Source organism: Bosea sp. OAE506 (assembly GCF_040546595.1).
Lineage (GTDB): Bacteria > Pseudomonadota > Alphaproteobacteria > Rhizobiales > Beijerinckiaceae > Allobosea.
In genome coordinates, this window is sequence record NZ_JBEPOB010000001.1 from 2276439 (window position 1) to 2293332 (window position 16894).

The 16894-nt window shown below is 70.1% G+C and carries 14 protein-coding genes; 8 read left to right on the forward strand and 6 right to left on the reverse strand.

Annotation, left to right across the window (positions count from 1 at the left end; all coding sequences use genetic code 11):
* Positions 1-2: 2 nt before the first annotated feature.
* The 4 genes from ABIE41_RS11080 to ABIE41_RS11095 all read left to right on the forward strand — a co-directional run bounded on the left by ABIE41_RS11080 (position 3) and on the right by ABIE41_RS11095 (position 3991).
* Entirely contained in the window at positions 3-980 is a 978-nt protein-coding gene (locus tag ABIE41_RS11080; RefSeq protein WP_192644515.1) for a hypothetical protein, read from the forward strand.
* Positions 981-1090: 110 nt separating this feature from the next.
* A complete protein-coding gene (otnI, locus tag ABIE41_RS11085) occupies positions 1091-1897 on the forward strand; it encodes a 2-oxo-tetronate isomerase (protein ID WP_192644516.1) in 807 nt (268 codons plus the stop codon).
* The gene (locus ABIE41_RS11090) at positions 1897-2895 is read left to right on the forward strand and encodes a glucokinase (RefSeq protein ID WP_192644517.1); all 999 of its coding nucleotides are present in this window, start codon (positions 1897-1899) and stop codon (positions 2893-2895) included. Before otnI ends, ABIE41_RS11090 begins: the two co-directional genes overlap by 1 nt.
* 46 nt (positions 2896-2941) lie before the next feature.
* Positions 2942-3991 (forward strand): acyltransferase family protein, encoded by a 1050-nt coding sequence (locus ABIE41_RS11095; RefSeq protein WP_354191958.1) that lies wholly within the window; start codon positions 2942-2944, stop codon positions 3989-3991.
* Between the two features lie 10 nt (positions 3992-4001).
* Here ABIE41_RS11095 and ABIE41_RS11100 read toward each other — a convergent pair whose 3' ends face one another.
* Positions 4002-4340: a hypothetical protein gene (locus ABIE41_RS11100; RefSeq protein WP_192644518.1), complete on the reverse strand. Its 339-nt coding sequence runs from the start codon at positions 4338-4340 to the stop codon at positions 4002-4004.
* A gap of 136 nt (positions 4341-4476) precedes the next feature.
* Between ABIE41_RS11100 and ABIE41_RS11105 the strand changes: the two genes are divergently transcribed.
* On the forward strand, positions 4477-6294 hold the full coding sequence (locus ABIE41_RS11105) for an ABC-F family ATP-binding cassette domain-containing protein (protein ID WP_192644519.1): 1818 nt from the start codon (positions 4477-4479) through the stop codon (positions 6292-6294).
* A gap of 37 nt (positions 6295-6331) precedes the next feature.
* On the forward strand, positions 6332-7078 hold the full coding sequence (locus ABIE41_RS11110; protein WP_192644520.1) for an SDR family oxidoreductase: 747 nt from the start codon (positions 6332-6334) through the stop codon (positions 7076-7078).
* A 149-nt stretch (positions 7079-7227) separates the two neighbouring features.
* Here the strand turns inward: ABIE41_RS11110 and ABIE41_RS11115 are convergent, their stop codons facing one another.
* The gene (locus tag ABIE41_RS11115) at positions 7228-8121 is read right to left on the reverse strand and encodes a metallophosphoesterase family protein (RefSeq protein ID WP_192644521.1); all 894 of its coding nucleotides are present in this window, start codon (positions 8119-8121) and stop codon (positions 7228-7230) included.
* A gap of 330 nt (positions 8122-8451) precedes the next feature.
* On the opposite strand from ABIE41_RS11115, the gene ABIE41_RS11120 reads away from it, so the two are divergent.
* A complete protein-coding gene (locus ABIE41_RS11120) occupies positions 8452-8964 on the forward strand; it encodes an NUDIX domain-containing protein (protein WP_465247087.1) in 513 nt (170 codons plus the stop codon).
* Positions 8965-9138: 174 nt separating this feature from the next.
* Positions 9139-9648 carry a GNAT family N-acetyltransferase gene (locus ABIE41_RS11125; RefSeq protein ID WP_192644522.1) on the forward strand — a complete coding sequence of 170 codons (510 nt, stop codon included), beginning with the start codon at positions 9139-9141 and terminating at the stop codon, positions 9646-9648.
* Between the two features lie 105 nt (positions 9649-9753).
* Here ABIE41_RS11125 and ABIE41_RS11130 read toward each other — a convergent pair whose 3' ends face one another.
* The 4 genes from ABIE41_RS11130 to ABIE41_RS11145 are packed head-to-tail and all read right to left on the reverse strand — an operon-like array spanning position 9754 to position 16700.
* Positions 9754-11853 (reverse strand): hypothetical protein, encoded by a 2100-nt coding sequence (locus tag ABIE41_RS11130; RefSeq protein ID WP_192644523.1) that lies wholly within the window; start codon positions 11851-11853, stop codon positions 9754-9756.
* Between the two features lie 55 nt (positions 11854-11908).
* A complete protein-coding gene (locus ABIE41_RS11135; protein WP_192644759.1) occupies positions 11909-14740 on the reverse strand; it encodes a DUF4159 domain-containing protein in 2832 nt (943 codons plus the stop codon).
* Between the two features lie 6 nt (positions 14741-14746).
* Positions 14747-15661 carry a DUF58 domain-containing protein gene (locus tag ABIE41_RS11140; protein WP_192644524.1) on the reverse strand — a complete coding sequence of 305 codons (915 nt, stop codon included), beginning with the start codon at positions 15659-15661 and terminating at the stop codon, positions 14747-14749.
* Positions 15662-15674: 13 nt separating this feature from the next.
* Positions 15675-16700 (reverse strand): AAA family ATPase, encoded by a 1026-nt coding sequence (locus tag ABIE41_RS11145; RefSeq protein WP_192644760.1) that lies wholly within the window; start codon positions 16698-16700, stop codon positions 15675-15677.
* Between the last annotated feature and the right edge of the window lie 194 nt (positions 16701-16894).

Genomic DNA, 16894 nt, shown 5'->3' on the forward strand with positions numbered 1-16894 from the left:
CGATGCGCGCCAACCGCCTCCGCCTCGCCCTTTTCGCTCTGGCCCTTTCGGCTGTGCCCGCCTTCGCGGCCAGCGATGTCGCTGTCGAGGTCAAGAACGAGTCGGAGCCGGTGCTCTGCGCCGAGAAGGACAACGTCACCATCAAGGCGATCTCGCCCGAGGTGCGCCGCTTCCAGATCGAGGCTGCGCATCCGGCCTATATCGCCGGGCTGATGCGCGACAATTGGGATGCGGACTGGACCGCCTGCGACATGACGGGCGACCCCGTCTTCGCCGCCGTGACGCCGCCGCGGCGCGTGACTTTTTACGAGAGCATCGAGTACTGGCTCGTCGGTTACACCTTCCCGACGTTCTGGCGCCCATCCGACACGACCTTCAAGGTCGGCGACCGCGTCGAGAAGGGGCTGCATCTCGTCCAGCTCTGGAAGCTCGGCAAGGACCGCTCGCACGAATTGCTCGTGGTCTATCCGCAGGACGGCTACTGGCGCGCCCGGCCGATGCCGCCCGCGCCGCTGGCCGCCACCGCCTATGGCTCGTCCTTCCTGTTCGGGCCGATCGAGCAGGACGGCGCACGCCCGGTCGTCAACATCCGCGAGATCGAGTTCGACCCGAAGACGGTGTCGTTCAAGATGAGCTTCAAGGACGGGTCCTCCGGCACGCTGAAGCTCGACAATGTCGACGAGAACCGGATGGTGCTCGACGCCGTGCTCGACCGGCCGGTCGGTGCCGGCAAGGCTTTCGTCGCGCTGCGCTCGATGTATGTCACCGAGTTCAACAACGACGTCGCCCGCATCGCCATCCGCGAGCCCGGCGCCAAGGGCTGGCGCGAGGAGCCGCTGATGCCGTTCACCACCGGCAAGGCGACCGATGTCTGGATGGGCCGCACGACCCATTCGCGCCACAACACCTCCTCGCCCGACATGGTGTTCCGCAATTTCTCCAAGGACCCGAACCCGCCGGTCCGCGCCGAGAAGAAGTAACCGGGGCGGAGGCGCCGGGCGGAACGCATCGCGCCAATGCCGCGTTGCCGCATGACGCGGGCGGCGCGGCACGCTAGCTTCGCGCGAGATCAACAGCCTCCGGGACCGCCATGCCTCGCTTCGCCGCCAATCTGTCGATGATGTTCAACGAGTGGGCCTTCCTCGATCGCTTCAAGGCGGCGGCGGATGCCGGCTTCGAGGCGGTCGAGTTCCTGTTCCCCTATGAGCACCCGGCCGAGCAGGTCGGACTCGCGCTGACGGGCGGGGCATTGCAGCAGGCGCTGTTCAACCTGCCGCCGGGCGATTTCGCCAAGGGCGAGCGCGGCATCGCGGCGCTAGCCGGCCGGGAGGCCGAGTTTCGCGCCGGCGTCGAGACGGCGCTGGCCTATGCCCACGAGACCGGCGTGAAGCGCCTGCACATGATGGCGGGCTTGGCCGATCCTGACGACGCGACGGCGCAGGCGACCTATCGCGCCTCGCTCGCCCATGCCGCCGATGCGCTGGCCCCGCACGGGATCGAACTGCTGCTCGAGCCGATCAATGGCAAGGACATGCCGGGCTATTTCCTGAACGACTTCGACCGGGCCGCGGCCTATGTGCGCGAGTCCGGGCGGCCGAACGTCAGGCTGCAGTTCGACATGTACCATTGTGAGTTGATCCACGGCGATGTCGCCGGCCGGCTCAAGGCCATGTTCCCGCTCGTCGGGCATGTCCAGATCGCCAGCGCCCATGGCCGCCACGAGCCCGACGACCAGGGGCCCGATTATCCGCAGCTCTTCGGGCTGCTGGACGAACTCGGCTATGACGGTTTCGTCGGCTGCGAGTACCGGCCGCGCGCCGGGACGCTCGAAGGGCTCGGCTGGTTTGCCCCCTATCGCCGGCATGATCCGCGGCCCGACCCGCTGGACGCGGTCTGATGCCGCCCTTCGCCTGGCCTCTGCTGGTCGCCGATATCGGGGGCACCAATTGCCGCCTCTCGCTGGTCGAGCAGCCGGGCGCCGTGCCGACCCATCTGGCCCGCATCCCCACCGGCAGCCAGGCGACACCCGAAGCCGCGCTGGAGGAGGTGCTGACGACGCTGGCGCAGCGCCCGCGCTCCGCGATTCTGGCGGTGGCCGGACCGCTCGAAGGGCGTAGCGCCAGGCTGACCAACGCGAACTGGACCTTCGACGGCCCCGCGCTCGGCCGAGCGCTGGGGCTGGAGCAGGGGCTGCTCGTCAATGACTTCGAGGCGCAGGCCGCTTCGCTCGCCGTGCTGGGTGAAGGCGACGTGACCACGCTGGTGGCCGGCGATCCGGAAGCAGGCGGCACGCGGCTCGTGCTGGGGCCGGGAACGGGCTTTGGCGCAGCCGCGCTCGTGACCCGGGCCGGCCGCAGCGTGCTGGTGCCGACCGAGGCTGGGCATATCGGCGTCGGTCCGGAAGACCCGACCGAAGACAAGATCTGGCCGGCGCTGGCCGCGGGGCTGCCGCGAGTCACCGTGGAAGCGCTGCTCAGCGGGGACGGGCTGGTGCGCTTCCACCGCGCCGTCGCCGACGGATCGGGCCTCGTTGAGCCCGATGTCAGCGCCGCGGACGTCACCACCCTGGCGTTGGACGGCGAACCGGCCGCGCTGATGGCGGTGATCTGCTTCTGGCGGCTGCTCGCCCGCGTCGCCGGCGACCTCGCGCTCGCCTTCAAGGCGACGGGCGGCGTCTATCTCTCCGGCGGGATCGTGCCGCGCCTGCTGCCGCTGGCGGCGAAGAGCGCCCTTGGGACCGTCTTCGCGGCCAAGCCGCCGATGGAGGACCTGGCCGCACGCTTCGCGCTGCATGTGGTGACGGCGCCGGATGCCGCCGAGCGCGGCATGGCTGCCATCGCAGCCGCGCCCGAGCGCTTCGGCCTCGACGATCCCGCGCGCTTGTGGTTTGGCTGAGGACGGCATGCCGCCCGGCGGGCCTCTCCCTGTGTGACCGCCCGCCTTGTCCGCCATCCTCCCCATCCAGATGCTCCGCGCGCTCGCCGCCTTCATGGTGGCGGTGCATCATGTCCAGCCGGATGCGGCGGCCTTGGCCCGGCTTGGGGGGCGGTCCTTCGCGCCGAGCGATCTGCTGCCCTGGATGGCGGGCGTCGACATCTTCTTCGTCGTCTCCGGCTTCATCATGGTGCACGCCTCGGCGTCGCTGTTCGACCGCCCCGGTGCGCCCGGCCTGTTCCTGAAGCGGCGGCTGGTGCGGATCGTGCCGCTCTACTGGGCGGCGACGACGCTCTTCCTGCTGATCGGCCTGGCGCTGCCTGCGGCGCTCAACTCTGCGGCGCCAAGTCTCACGCAGATCGCGGCCTCCTACCTGTTCTGGCCGGTCGCCTCGCCGGGCGGGCTGGTGCAGCCGGTCTATTCGCTCGGCTGGACCCTGAACTACGAAATGCTGTTCTACGCCCTGTTTGCAGCTGCGCTCGCCTTGCCGCGGGCTTTCGTCGTGCCTGTGGTGACGCTCGCGCTGGCGATCCTCGTCGGTTCAAGCGCCGTGATGGGGCCGCTGCCGCTGCCCTTCGGCTTCTGGGGCCAGCCAATCGTGCTCGAATTTGCGGCCGGCATGGGGATCGCTCTGCTGCGCGGGCGCGGGCTGAAGCTGGGAGCCGGACCGCGCGTCGCGCTGGTGGCCATCGCCGTCGGTCTCCTGCTGTGGAGCCCGCATGCGCCGCTGCCGGCGGGGCCGTGGCGCGATCTGGCCCTGCATGGTTCGGCGGCCGCGCTCCTTGTGCTGGCGGCGGTGACGGGCTCGCGAGAGCCAGCCGCGCCCTCGGCGCTCGCTACGGCGCTGGTGCGGGTGGGCGACGCCTCCTATGCGCTCTATCTCGTCCACCCCTTCGCGATTCGCGGCCTGCGCGAGGTCTTCGCGCGGCTCGGGCTGCTCGAGCCTTGGCTCTTCGTCGCGGCCGCCCTGGCCAGCGCGGTGATCGCGGCGCTGCTGGTGCACCGTCTCTTCGAGGCCCCGGTCACGCGCGCGCTGCGGCGCTGGACGGGCGCCTGAGGCAAGGCCTTCAGTCGAGGCGGCGGCCTTTCAGCGACTGGCCGACGACGCCTCCGGCGCGGCGCCGCTCCGCCCGTTTCGCCTTGATCCCTGCGACATGCTCGGGCTGGGGGTGATAGCCGCGCTCCATGATCTCCAGCGAATACTCCTCATAGGTCAGGCCAAGCGCTTCGGCGTTGTCCTCGCGGCGCAACGCGATGTCGCGCGGCTTCTTCCACGCCTTGCGGTGGGCAAAGCGCCAGTCGAAGAAGCGGCCGATCGGGCCCGAGCCGCTGCTGGAGCGGCGCTTTCGGTCCTGCAGCGGCGGACCGCCATTGTGGCCGATTCCGATCGGGTTTTGGCGGGGCATCGGGGCTCTCTTCGCTATCTGGCGCTGCAAGGTTAGCGACCGCGCAGGGTGTGGCAAGCACCATGCCAGGGCCTGCGGGCGTGACATCGGTGGTCCGCCGGTCTATCCCGCCTTCCATCTCCCATACGGACACGCCATGGCCCCCTTGCTGCATCTGCGCGACGTCGCGCTCACCTTCGGCGGACAGCCGCTGCTGGAGGCGGCCGAGATCGCGGTCTCGGCCGGCGAGCGCGTCTGCCTCGTCGGGCGCAACGGCTCGGGCAAGTCGACCCTGCTGAAGATCGCGGCCGGCCTGGTCGACCCCGACAAGGCGGAGCGCTTCGTCCAGCCCGGCTGCACCGTGCGCTATCTGCCGCAGGAGCCCGATTTTACGGGCTACAAGACCTCGCTGGCCTATGTTGAGGCGGGACTTGGGCCGGGCGACGACGCCTATCGCGCGCAGTATCTGATCGACGAGCTCGGCCTTACCGGCGAGGAAGACCCCGCCACCATGTCGGGCGGCGAGTCGCGTCGTGCCGCGCTGGCGCGCGTGCTGGCGCCGGAGCCCGACATCCTGCTGCTCGACGAACCGACCAACCATCTCGACCTGCCGGTGATCGAATGGCTCGAGCAGGAGCTGAAATCGCTGCGCTCGGCGATGGTGCTGATCAGCCATGACCGTCGCTTCCTGACCAATCTCTCCCGCGCGACGATCTGGCTCGATCGCGGCCTGACTCGGCGCATGGACCGGGGCTTCGGCGAGTTCGAGGCCTGGCGCGACGAGGTGCTGGCGCAGGAAGAGCTCGACCGCCACAAGCTCGACCGCAAGATCGCGCGCGAGGAGGACTGGCTGCGCTACGGCGTCAGCGCCCGGCGCACCCGCAACCAGCGCCGGCTGGGCGAGCTCCATGGCCTGCGCGAGCAGCGCCGCACCGCCCGCTTCGCCGTCGGCAGCGTCAAGCTGGAGGCCAGCGAAGCGCAGACCTCGGGCAAGCTGGTGATCGAGGCGGTGAACGTCTCGAAGGCCTATGGCTCGAATGTCGTGATCAAGGATCTGTCGCTGCGCGTCGCGCGCGGCGACCGGATCGGCATCGTCGGCCCCAACGGCGCCGGCAAGACGACGCTGATCAACCTGCTCACGGGGCAGCTCGCGCCCGATTCCGGCACGGTGAAGCTCGGCGTCTCGCTTGAGATGGTGACGCTCGACCAGCGACGCGAAAGCCTCGATCCGGCGACGCCGCTGGGCGATGCGCTGACCGGTGGCGGCTCGGACCAGGTCATGGTCGGCGACACGCCGCGCCATGTCATCGCCTATATGAAGGACTTCCTGTTCCAGCCGCTGCAGCGGCGCACGCCGGTGGGCGCGCTGTCGGGCGGCGAGCGCGGCCGGCTGATGCTGGCGCGCGCGCTGGCGAAGCCCTCCAACATGCTGGTGCTGGACGAGCCGACCAACGATCTCGACCTCGAGACGCTCGATCTGCTGCAGGAGCTCCTGGCCGACTACAAGGGCACCGTGCTGCTGGTCAGCCATGACCGCGACTTCATCGACCGCGTCGTGTCGGCGACGCTGATCTGCGATGGCGACGGCGTCTGGACCGAGTTCGCCGGCGGCTACACCGACATGCTGGCCCAGCGCGGGCGCGGCGTCGGCGCGAAGGTTAGGGTCGCCTCAAAGGCGGGTGTCACTGCGGCGGAGCCGGTCGTGGCCGCGCCGAGCGCGCCAGCCGCCCCGACATCGAAGCGCAAGCTCTCCTTCAACGAGAAGCATGCGCTGGAGACGCTTCCAAAAAAGATCGCGGTGCTTCAGGCCGAGACCACCAAGCTGAACCAGGCGCTCGCCGGCGATCTCTACACGCGCGACCCGAAGCTCTTCGCCAAGGCGACGACGCGTCTCGAAGAGGTGACCCGCGAGATCGCTGGGCTCGAGGAGCGCTGGCTGGAACTGGAGATGCTCCGCGAGGAGATCGGCGCGTAAGGGCCGCGACACGCGGCCTGCTGGCAGGGGAAAGACGATGAGACTGAAGGGCAAGACGGCGCTGGTGACCGGCGCGGCGCAGGGGTTCGGCTTCGGCATCGCCGAGACCTTCGTGCGCGAGGGCGCGCGGGTGGCGCTGCTCGACCTCAACGGCGACAAGGCTAAGGAAGCCGCTCAGGCGATCGGCCGCAGGGCCTTCGCGGTGGCCTGCGACGTCGCCAAGGCCAAGAGCGTCGACAAGGCCGTCGCGCGTGTCATCGCCAAGCTCGGGCGGCTCGACATCGTCGTCAACAATGCCGGGACGACGCATCGCAATATGCCGATGATCGAGGTGACGGAGGAAGAGTTCGACCGCGTCTTCGCCGTGAACGTCAAGTCGATCTACCTGATGGCGAAGGCGACCGTGCCGCATTTCCGCGAGCATGGCGGCGGCGTGATCCTCAATGTCGGCTCGACCGCGGGCGTTCGGCCGCGTCCCGGCCTGACCTGGTACAATGGCTCGAAGGGTGCGGTGAACCTGCTGTCGAAGTCGATGGCGGTGGAGCTGGCGCCGGACCGGATCCGCGTCAATGCGATCGCGCCGGTGGCCGGCGAGACGCCGTTGCTGGCGACCTTCATGGGCGAGGACACGCCCGAGAAGCGCGCGCAGTTCCGCGCCTCGATTCCCTGGGGCCGGCTCTCGACCCCGCAGGACATGGCCAATGCCGCACTCTATCTCTGCTCGGATGATGCGGAGATGGTGACGGGGACGGTGCTCGCCGTCGATGGCGGGCGCTGCATCTGAGCGCGCTGCCAATCCGCCAGCGTGGCGGCCTGACGCGGCGTTCTGCGCTTTACCGTCATGGTCGGGCTTGTCCCGACCATCCACGTCTTCGCTGGTCGAGGGCGTGTTCAAGGCGTGGATGCTCGGCACAAGGCCGAGCACGACGGCGCCTAAACCGGCTTGGTGTGAAGCGCGATCTCCTGGCGGCGCATGACCGTGCCGTCGAGCTCGAAACCGCGCTGCTCGAAGGCGATATGCGGGTCGCGCCCATCGCCTTCGATCCGGAACAGGTGCCAGCTCGCCATTTCGCCATGGCCACGCGGGCCGATCGAGGCCGAGGGCACGCCGACGATCGGCACGTCGCGGCCGACGCCCGGGCGCCAGGCCAGCGAGAAGCGGTGGTTATGGCCGTGGATGACGAGGTCGGCGCCTTTGCGCGCCAGCATCGCCTCGAAGGCGGCGGCATCGACCAGTTCGCGCGAGCGGCGCGCGCCGCCGACATAGGGCGGGTGATGGATCAGCACGACGCGGATCAGCCCCTCGTCCCGGGCGCGGTCGAGCAGGATCTCGGCCTTGGCGATCTGGTCGCGGCCGACCTTCCCGGTCGCCATCAGGGGCAGGGTGGGCACACCGGTGTTGAGCCCGATCAGCGCGACGGGGCCGCGGCGGCGATACCAGGGATAGCCGACGCTGCCGTCGTCGCCCGTGACCCATTCGCCGAGATGGTAGGCGAGCGCCTTGAGCGAGGACCGGGTATAGGCGTCGTGGTTGCCGGGCACGAAGCTGACGGTCTCGCGCGGCCCGAACTCGTCCAGGAAGGTGACCGCCGTCTTGAACTCGTTGGGCAAGCCGATATGGGAGACGTCGCCGGTGCAGGCGACATGGTCGGGCATCTGCGCGCGGATATCCGCGACGATCAGCGCCAGAATGTCCATGTCGTGGGCGTGCCGGCGCTTGCGGCGCCAGTTGACATAGCCGGTGGCGCGCTTGCCGATGAGCTGATGCAGCGAAAAGCCCGCGAGCGGGCCGAGATGCGGATCGGACAGGTGCGCGAGCTTGAACACGCTCTGCGCTAGCCTTGCGGCCAAGCGATCGTCAAGCCACCCGTGCCGCAGGCTTCTGCAGACACGGACGGCGCGAACGGCTCAGTTGGCGGCGCCGGTCAGTTCGGAGACGATGCGCGAATCGGTCAGCGTCAGCGCGGGCTGCCAGACGAAGGCGGGCTTGGCGCGGAAGCGGGCGATGATGAAAGAGAGAAGCATGTCGGTATTCCCCAGCAATGAGGCCGCGATATCGGCCTGGTTTGCGGCGCGTTTGTGACGTTGGGGAACGCCGGGCGGGGGTCCGCCATGCGTCATTTGCATATACAATTCGGTAACGATCGGAGTCCATGCGTGAGCGGAGCATCACAGGACAATGGGGCGCGTGAGCCTGAGGCCCGCCTCACCGGGCTCCAGCGATTGCAGACCCGTCTGCTTCATCTCTATTTCCGGCTCAAGCGCGGCATGACGCTGGGCGTGCGTGCGGCGGTTCTCAATGACCGGGGCGAGGTCTTCCTGGTCCGGCATACTTATACCCCCGGCTGGCATCTTCCCGGCGGCGGGGTCGAGGTCGGCGAGACGATGGTGGATGCCTTGGTGAAGGAGTTGCGCGAGGAGGCCTGCATCAGCCTGACCGGCCCGGCAGCGCTGTTCGGCCTCTATTTCAACCGCAGGATCTCAGGGCGCGACCATGTCGCACTTTATGTGGTGCGGAATTTCGCGGTCGATGGGGACAAGCGGCCCGACATGGAGATCGCGGAGGCCGGCTGGTTTGCGCTCGCGGCTCTGCCGCAGGGCCTGACGCCCGCAACTCGCCGACGGCTGGATGAGATCGCGGGCGGTCGCGTAGTGGCGGCGGAGTGGTGATCTCGATAGACGACCGCCCGGTGCTCTGCTACAGCGCCGCCACCATGACCAACGGGCTTCCGATCTCCCTCCTGCGACGACCGGCGCGCTGAACGCGCTTCGGGCAGGGCCGCGCCGTGCGCGGACCCCGCCCTCACATGCCCAGCCTCTGCCGTCCGCAGGTTCGCCGCCGTCATGACTTCGCTTCCCCTGACCCTTCGCCACGAACTTCCCGTCGATGCCGCCGCCATCGAGCGGCTGCATGAACGGGCATTCGGGCCCGGGCGTTTCGCGCGCACCGCATTCCGCCTGCGCGAGGGCGTACCGCCCGATCCGGCGCTCACCTTCGCCGCGCATGTCGGCACTTTTCTGGTCGGCTCGATCCGGGTGACGCCGGTGATGGCCGGCGGCCATGGCGCGCTGATGCTGGGGCCATTGACGGTCGATCCGGCCTTCGAGGGAAGGGGCATCGGGGCGGCTTTGATGAACCGCTCGATCGAGGCCGCGCGCATCGACGGGCACGACCTCATCCTGCTGGTGGGGGACGCGCCCTATTACGCCCGCTTCGGCTTCAAGGTCATCCCGCCGGGCCAGCTCGTGCTGCCCGGCCCGGCCGATCCGGCGCGGTTCCTGGCGCTGGAGCTGGTCGAGGGCGTGCTGGCGCAACGGCGCGGCGCGGTCACGGCGATCAAGCCAGGCGCATAAGGCTTGCCACATCGTCATTCTCGGGCTTGACCCGAGAATCTCATGACACGGAAATTCTGGTTTCCGAGATGGTCGGGTCAAGCCCGACCATGACGCGCCAGATCTTCAGGCCGCTGCATCGGGCTTGCGGTTGAAGCGGCGCCCGCTTTCGCCGAGCCAACCTGCGACGAGGGCGCCGAAGAGCAGGGCCAGTCCCAGCAGCCCGACGAAGAGCGGCGAGATCTGCACGCCGCGCACGATGCCGGAATCGCTGATGCGCAGGCCGATCCAGTCCGAGCCCGCAAACTGGCTGCCCGAGCGCACGGGCACGATCCGCGGCACGATTACGTCAGAGCTGGCCTCCTGCCCGATGCGGCGCGACGACCCGCCGGTCGCTTCGGCCAGGGTGCGCAGCTGGGCGGGGTCGCTGACGACCTCCATCAGCTCGCGCGGGTTCTCGGGCCCGACGCTGGCGAAAGCGGTGAGATTGTCGCCGGCAATCCGGTGCAGGCCGAACTCGCCGGTGGGGATCCGGGCCGTGAACAGGCCAGGGCGGCCCGGCTCGAGCGGGACGGAGCGGGACTGGCCGTCCGGGCCTGTGACGACGACCGGTGCCGGATTGTCGCCCAGCGTCTGGCGCTCGACCTCGATATAGCCGCTGCGTGAGACGGCGCGCAGCGCCTCCTCCTCGAGATCGGGCTCCTTCATCAGCCAGTGACCGAGGCGGCGCAGCAGGTCGAGATGCGGGCCGCCATCGCGGAAGCCGCGGGCCCAGAGCCAGGCATGGTCCGACAGGAAGAGCGCGACGCGGCCCTTCTGCTCGCGCGCCAGCATCAGCAGCGGCCGCTCGCCCGGGCCGGTCATCACCGGCGAGCCGGTGCGCGCACGGGCGCCGACCATGCGCAGCCACTCGCCCCATTGCGGCGGCTCGACCTCGGAGCCCGGCAGGTCGCGAGTTACGGGATGACGCTTGCCGGGCTCGCTGACGCGGGCGCGATAGGCCTCGTCGATCACCGAGCCGTCCGGTGTCGCCGGCAGGATCTGGCCAAGCGGCGTCCGCGCCAGCGACTGGGCGCCGGCATATTCGGGCCCGGCCGCGATCAGCAGCGCGCCGCCCTCGCGGACATAGCGGACGATGTTGTCGAAATAGACCAGCGGCAGGATCGACTGGTTGGCGTAGCGGTCGAAGATGATCAGGTCGAATTCCTTGATCTTAACCTGGAACAGCTCGCGCGTCGGGAAGGCGATCAGCGAGAGCTCGTTGATCGGCGTGCCGTCCTGCTTCTCCGGCGGGCGCAGGATGGTGAAATGGACGAGGTCGATATTGGCGTCGGCCTTGAGCAGGTTGCGCCAGGTGCGCTCGCCGGGATGCGGCTCGCCTGAGACCAGAAGCACGCGCAGCTTGTCGCGCACGCCCTCGATGGTGATGACGGCGCGGTTGTTGGCGAGCGTCAGCTCGTTGTCGAGGGGGGCTGCCTCGATCTCGATCACATTGGGGCCGCCACGGTCGATGCGGACCGGCAGCGAGACGGTCTGGCCGACCGTGACCTCGCGGCGGGCGACGATCTCGCCGTCGCGCCGCACGGTCAGGGCGGCGCGGCCGGGGCCGCCCTTCTCGAGCACGCGCAGCCGCACCGTTTGGTCCTTGCCGACGATGCCGAAGCGGGGCGAATCCACCAGCACGATGCGGCGGTCGATCTCGCGCTCGCGGCCCGTGGTCAGGACATGCAGCGGCGCGCGCAGGCCCAGCGCCTCCGCCGTCGGCGGCGTGTCGTGGGCGAGGCCGTCGGTGATGACGATCGCGCCCGCGACACGCTCGGACGGCACGTCGGCCACGCTGGCGGCCAGCGCCTCGAACAGGCGGGTGCCGTCGCCCGAGCCCTGCGCATCGCGGACCTCGACGATGCGCGACTCGACATTGCCGATGCCGCGCAGCTGGCGCTCGATCTCGGCCTGGGCGGCCTGGGTCTGGGTCGAGCGGTCGCTCAGGCGGTTGGAGCCGGAGCGGTCCACGACGACGGAGACGACATCCTTCACCGGCTCGCGATCCTCGAAGACGAGGGACGGGTCGGCCAGCGTCAGCGTTAGCACGACGAGCGCGAGCGCGCGCAGGATGGCGCTCTTCCCGGCGAGCACGATCGCTGCGCCCGCCGCCAGCGCCGCCAGAACGGCAAGGCCGATCAGCAGCGGCAGCGGGACGAGCGGCGCGAAGGAGAGGCTCCACATCAGATCAAGGTCCTGTCGCTACGCCCCCGCAGCCATTGCATCATTCGAGCGTGCCTCACTGGCCCAGCCTTTCGAGCAGGGCCGGGACATGGACCTGGTCGGCCTTGTAGTTGCCGGTGAGGGCGTACATCACGAGGTTGACGCCGGCCCGCAGCGCCATTTCGCGCTGGCGCGGATCGGAGCCGGAGAGCGGCACCATGGGTTCGCCGCGACGGTTGACGGCCCAGGCCGAGGCGAGGTCGTTGGAGGTGATGACGATCGGCGAGACATTGTCGCCGGCCCGCGCCGGACGGCGGCCGTCCGCGCCGGCGGGCGGCAGGATCTCGACCCAGGTCGTGCCGCTGTCGTAGCGCCCGACGAAGCCGTCGAGGATGTAGAAGGTCTTGGTCAGGACGTGGTCGCGCGGCAGCGGCTCGAGCTCGGGAATGTCGAGCGTCTGCAGCATGCGCCGGAGCTGGTCGCCCTCCGGCGTCGTGCCGCCGCCGGGCCGGGCGCTCATCGCGTCGCGGGTGTCGAAGATCACCAGCCCGCCGCCCTTCATATAGGCCTCGAGCTTGCGCAGCGTCTCCGAGGACGGGATCGGCCGGCCGGAGACGATCGGCCAGTACAGGACCGGGAAGAAGGCGAGTTCGTCGCGGTCGGCGTTGACGCCAACGGCCTCGCCCGGTTCGAGCGCAGTGCGCGCGCCGAGCACGACGTTGAGCCCGGCGAGCCCGGCCTTCGACATCTCGTCGACCGCGCGGTCGCCGGTGACGACATAGGCCAGGCGGGTGACCGCACCGGCGGCGAAGAGCTCGCGCGGGATCGGCGGGCGCTGGTCCGGCACCGGCGTCGCCGCGGGGGAGGCGGGCGCCTGGGCGCGGGCTTCGTCCGGCAGCAGCGAGCCGCCGCCGAGCGCCAGCGCCATGAGGATGGCGGCGGGTGCGGCGCGGCGGGCCCGGCGGGCGAAGTTCAGCCGGCCGCCGAGCCAGAGCGTCGCCAGCGTGTCGGCGACCAGCAGCAACAGGGCCAGCACCAGAAGCTGCGGGCGGATGTCGAGCGCGACCGGCTTGTCGACCGGCAGGATCGGCGCGCCCAGCGCGGCGAGGTCGATCGCGCGCAGCGTGTCCGCCGGGTTGAGCGCGTTGACCGCGAGCGAGCCGTCTGCGGGGCCATAGATGCCGGGCGGGTGGGCGAGCGTGGCGCGGCCGGTGAAGCTACGTGCCACCGGCTGGGCCGTGGCGGGCGGGCTGCGGAAGCTGCCCGTGCCGTCGAGCACGCGGGTCGGCGAAAGCGTCTCCACGCGGGCATCCTCTCCCTGGGGCTCGGCCGGGCCGGTGCCGGCGAGACCGACGATCTTCCTGAGCATTTCGACGAAGAGTCCCGACAGCGGCAGGTTCGACCAGGTCGTGTCGGCGGTGACGTGCATCATCGCGATCATGCCGTCGCCGCGGCGCTCGCCGGTGACGACGGGCGTGCCGTCTTCCAGCGCCGCCCAGGTCTTGCGGGAGAGATCGGCCTCCGGCTCCGCCAGGATCTGCCGGCTGACGCGGACATCGTCATTGACCGGCACGCCGAAGAAGGGGCTCTCGCGGGTGAAGGCGGCGAGCTTGCGCGGGGTTTCCCAGGAGAGACCGCCACCGAGCGTGCGGCCGCCACGGCGCAGGCGCACCGGCGTCAGCTCGTCGGAGGCCGCGGCGAGGCGTGCGCCGGCGAAGCGCAGCAGCACGCCGCCGCGCTGGATGAAGGCGTTGATCTTGCCGGCCGTGTCGGGATCGAGCGCGCCGATATCGGCCAGCACCAGCACCGAGAGGTTCTGCGCCAGCAATTCGCCGACGGGGTCGGTCGAGCCCGGCCGCGGCTCGCGGATCTCGGCGAAGGGCTGGAGGGCGCGCGAGACGTAATAGGTCGGCGACAGCAGAGGCTGCGCCGTGTCGGTGGTCGCGCCGGAGACGATGCCGACGCGGCGGCGCTTGGACCGGTCGTCGAGCAGCGCGACCGCGCCGGCACTGCGCTCGCCGACGATCTCGAGCCGCGAGACGGCATTGCGGACCTCGATCGGCAGGGTCAGGCGGGCCGTCGTCTGCAGGTCCGAGCCGTTAAAGATGAAAGGCGCATCGCCGAGCGGCAGGCCCTTGAGATCGAGCGCGCGCACAAGGCCGCTGGCGGCGGCACTGGTGGTGGGACGCAGCACCTTCACGGCCAGCGCCCCGGCGAGGTTCTCGGGCGCGGTGAGGGCGAGCTGATCGATGGGGCCTGCATGGATCGAGACGCGCCCGGAGCCGGCCTCCTGTCTCAGCCTGGCGAGGAAGGCGCCGTCATCGGTGATGGAAAGGCCATCCGTCACCCAGACGATCTCGGCGTCCGGGGCGGTGCGCAGGAAGGCCTCGATCCGTGGCAGATGCGCGCCGCGGTCCGGGGCATGCGGCTGCAAAGCAAAGGCGCGCAGCCGGTCCAGCGCGGCGCGTGGCTCCGACAGTGTGATTTCGGCGGGATTTTCGGCCAGGCCCAGCAGGGCGACCGGGCGGCCTTCGCGCGCGGCGGCGGCGACGCGGGATTCGGCGACCAGCAGGCGCTCCGGCCAGTCCACGGCGGCGCCGAAGCCGTTGTCGATCATGAGCAGCATCGGGCCGCGCAGAGGGGCCGCATCGCGCGGCGGGTTCCAGACCGGGCCGGCCACCGCGAGAATCGCCAATGCCGCCACCAGCATGCGCAGCGCCAGCAGCCACCAGGGCGTATGGGCGGGCATTTCGCGCTTGGCGACGAGATCGGCCATGATCTTGAGCGGCGGAAAGTCGATCCGGCGCGGTCGCGGCGGTGTGACCCGCAGGATCAGCCAGAGCGCCGGCAGTAGCGCGAGCGCGGCCAGTGCGAGCGGGGCGGAGAAGGCGAGGGGGAGCGCGTTCAGCACCGGCTATCTCCCGCTTCCGCGCGACGCCGCGACGAGGCTCGCGATCCGCAGCACGCCTTCGCTCGCCGGTCGGTCGGTGCGGTGGAGCGTCAGCGTCCAGCCCGCCTTGCGGCAGGCTTCCCGGATCGCGTCGCGGTGCGATTCCAGTCGCTGGCGATATTCCGCGCCCCAGGAGCCGGCATCGCCGACGCGCAGCGAGAGCCCATCCTCGAGATCGAAGAGCTCGGCCTGGCCGGTGAAAGGGAATGTTTCCTCGATCGGGTCCGCGATCAGCAGGACATGGCCGCGGGCTCCGGAGGAGGCGAGGGTGGCGATGCGGCGGGCGAGCGAATCGGCCGGCGACAGCCCGTCCGTGATGATGATCGCATCGGCCAGGCGCGGCAGCGGCCCGTCGGGCGGCAGATCGAGATCGGCCCCCTTGGCATCGGCCAGGATCGCCTGGGCCAGCGTCTCGACGATGCGGCGCGAGGCCAGCGCCCGGGTCAGCCCAAGATGGCCGACACGCTCGCCGCCATCGACCAGCGTCTCGGCCAGCGCAAATCCAGCGATCAGGGCGCGATCGACCTTCGAGGCCAGAGCCAGCGAGGAGGCGAAGCCCATCGAGGCGGAACGGTCGATCCAGAGCCAGATCGCATGCGAGGCTTCCCATTCGCGTTCGCGGACGAAGAGGTGGCCATCACGGGCCGAGCGGCGCCAGTCGATGCGCGACGAGGATTCGCCGGTGACGAGCGGGCGGTACTGCCAGAAGGTCTCGCCCGGGCCCGCCCGGCGGCGTCCGTGGATGCCGTGCAGGCTGGCGGAAACGCGCCGCGCCTCGAGGATCAGCCGGGGCAGGCGCGCCGCCAGATCGAGCGAGGCGGTGACGACCGGCCTCGCGGGCTGGCGTTCGGCCGATCCAAGAACGCGCGTGCGCAGCATCCGTGTTCGCCCCCTATCCCAATCGCTCGACGAGCTTGCCGATGATGCCTTCCACCGTCTCGCCATCGGCGCGGGCGGCGAAGGTCAGCGCGACGCGGTGCTTCAGAACCGGGACGGCAAGCGCGATCACATCGTCGATCGAGGGCGCGAGACGCCCTTCGACCAGCGCGCGGGCGCGGCAGGCCAGCGTCAGCGACTGGCTGGCACGCGGGCCGGGACCCCAGGCGAGCTTGTCGGTGATCGCGGAATCGCTGCCCTCGCCGGGGCGGGCGGAGCGCACAAGATCGAGGATCGCGTCGACGACCCCATCGCCGACGGGCAGGCGGCGCACGAGCCGCTGCGTCGACATCAGCGTCTCCGCCGTCATCGCCTGGGCCGGCTTGTGCTCGGAGGCACCGGTGGTCTCGAGCAGGATGCGGCGCTCGGCCTCTCGGTCGGGATAGGCGACATCGATCTCGAGCAGGAAGCGGTCGAGCTGCGCCTCGGGCAGGGGATAGGTGCCTTCCTGCTCGATCGGGTTCTGCGTTGCCAGCACATGGAAGGGGGCCGGCAGATCGTAACGCTCGCCGCCGACGGTGACGTGGTGCTCCTGCATCGCCTGCAGCAGGGCCGACTGGGTGCGCGGTGAGGCGCGGTTGATCTCGTCGGCCATCAGGAGCTGGGCGAAGACCGGACCCTTGATGAAGCGGAAATGGCGCTTGCCGTCGGCGCTCTCGTCGAGAACCTCGGAGCCGAGGATGTCGGAGGGCATCAGGTCGGGGGTGAACTGGACGCGCCGCGCGCTCATTCCGAGCACGGTGCCCATCGCCTCGACCAGCTTGGTCTTGGCGAGGCCGGGCACGCCGACCAGCAGGCCGTGGCCGCCCGCGAGCAGCGTGATCAGAGAGAGATCGACGACCTTCTGCTGGCCGAAGATGACCCGGCCGATCTCGGCGCGGGCCGCGCCGATGGCGCCGAGCGCGGCTTCCGCCGCCTCGACGATGCCGGTATCGAGGCTGACGGGGGGGTTGGCTTCCGCCGCACGGACTTGCGCCACCATGTCGATCTCCTTCACCCTCGGTTCCGCGCCTTCCGGCGTCCCGCAACCTTGCAACGGCCAGAGCCGTTGAGTGTGGACGGGGCGCCATGCCGGCTCAAGGGCGGAATGACGCGGTGCACAGAACTCGGCTTCACGATTATGTGGAGTTCAAGGCAGGGACGACGATGCAACCACTATGCCGCAGGCGGCACCGG

Coding starts and splice junctions, on each gene's coding strand:
- ABIE41_RS11080 (WP_192644515.1), top strand. CDS start 3: ATGCGCGCCAACCGCCTCCGCCTCGCCCTTTTCGCTCTGGCCCTTTCG.
- otnI (WP_192644516.1), top strand. CDS start 1,091: ATGCCTCGCTTCGCCGCCAATCTGTCGATGATGTTCAACGAGTGGGCC.
- ABIE41_RS11090 (WP_192644517.1), top strand. CDS start 1,897: ATGCCGCCCTTCGCCTGGCCTCTGCTGGTCGCCGATATCGGGGGCACC.
- ABIE41_RS11100 (WP_192644518.1), bottom strand. CDS start 4,340: ATGCCCCGCCAAAACCCGATCGGAATCGGCCACAATGGCGGTCCGCCG.
- ABIE41_RS11105 (WP_192644519.1), top strand. CDS start 4,477: ATGGCCCCCTTGCTGCATCTGCGCGACGTCGCGCTCACCTTCGGCGGA.
- ABIE41_RS11110 (WP_192644520.1), top strand. CDS start 6,332: ATGAGACTGAAGGGCAAGACGGCGCTGGTGACCGGCGCGGCGCAGGGG.
- ABIE41_RS11125 (WP_192644522.1), top strand. CDS start 9,139: ATGACTTCGCTTCCCCTGACCCTTCGCCACGAACTTCCCGTCGATGCC.
- ABIE41_RS11130 (WP_192644523.1), bottom strand. CDS start 11,853: ATGTGGAGCCTCTCCTTCGCGCCGCTCGTCCCGCTGCCGCTGCTGATC.
- ABIE41_RS11140 (WP_192644524.1), bottom strand. CDS start 15,661: ATGCTGCGCACGCGCGTTCTTGGATCGGCCGAACGCCAGCCCGCGAGG.
- ABIE41_RS11145 (WP_192644760.1), bottom strand. CDS start 16,700: ATGGTGGCGCAAGTCCGTGCGGCGGAAGCCAACCCCCCCGTCAGCCTC.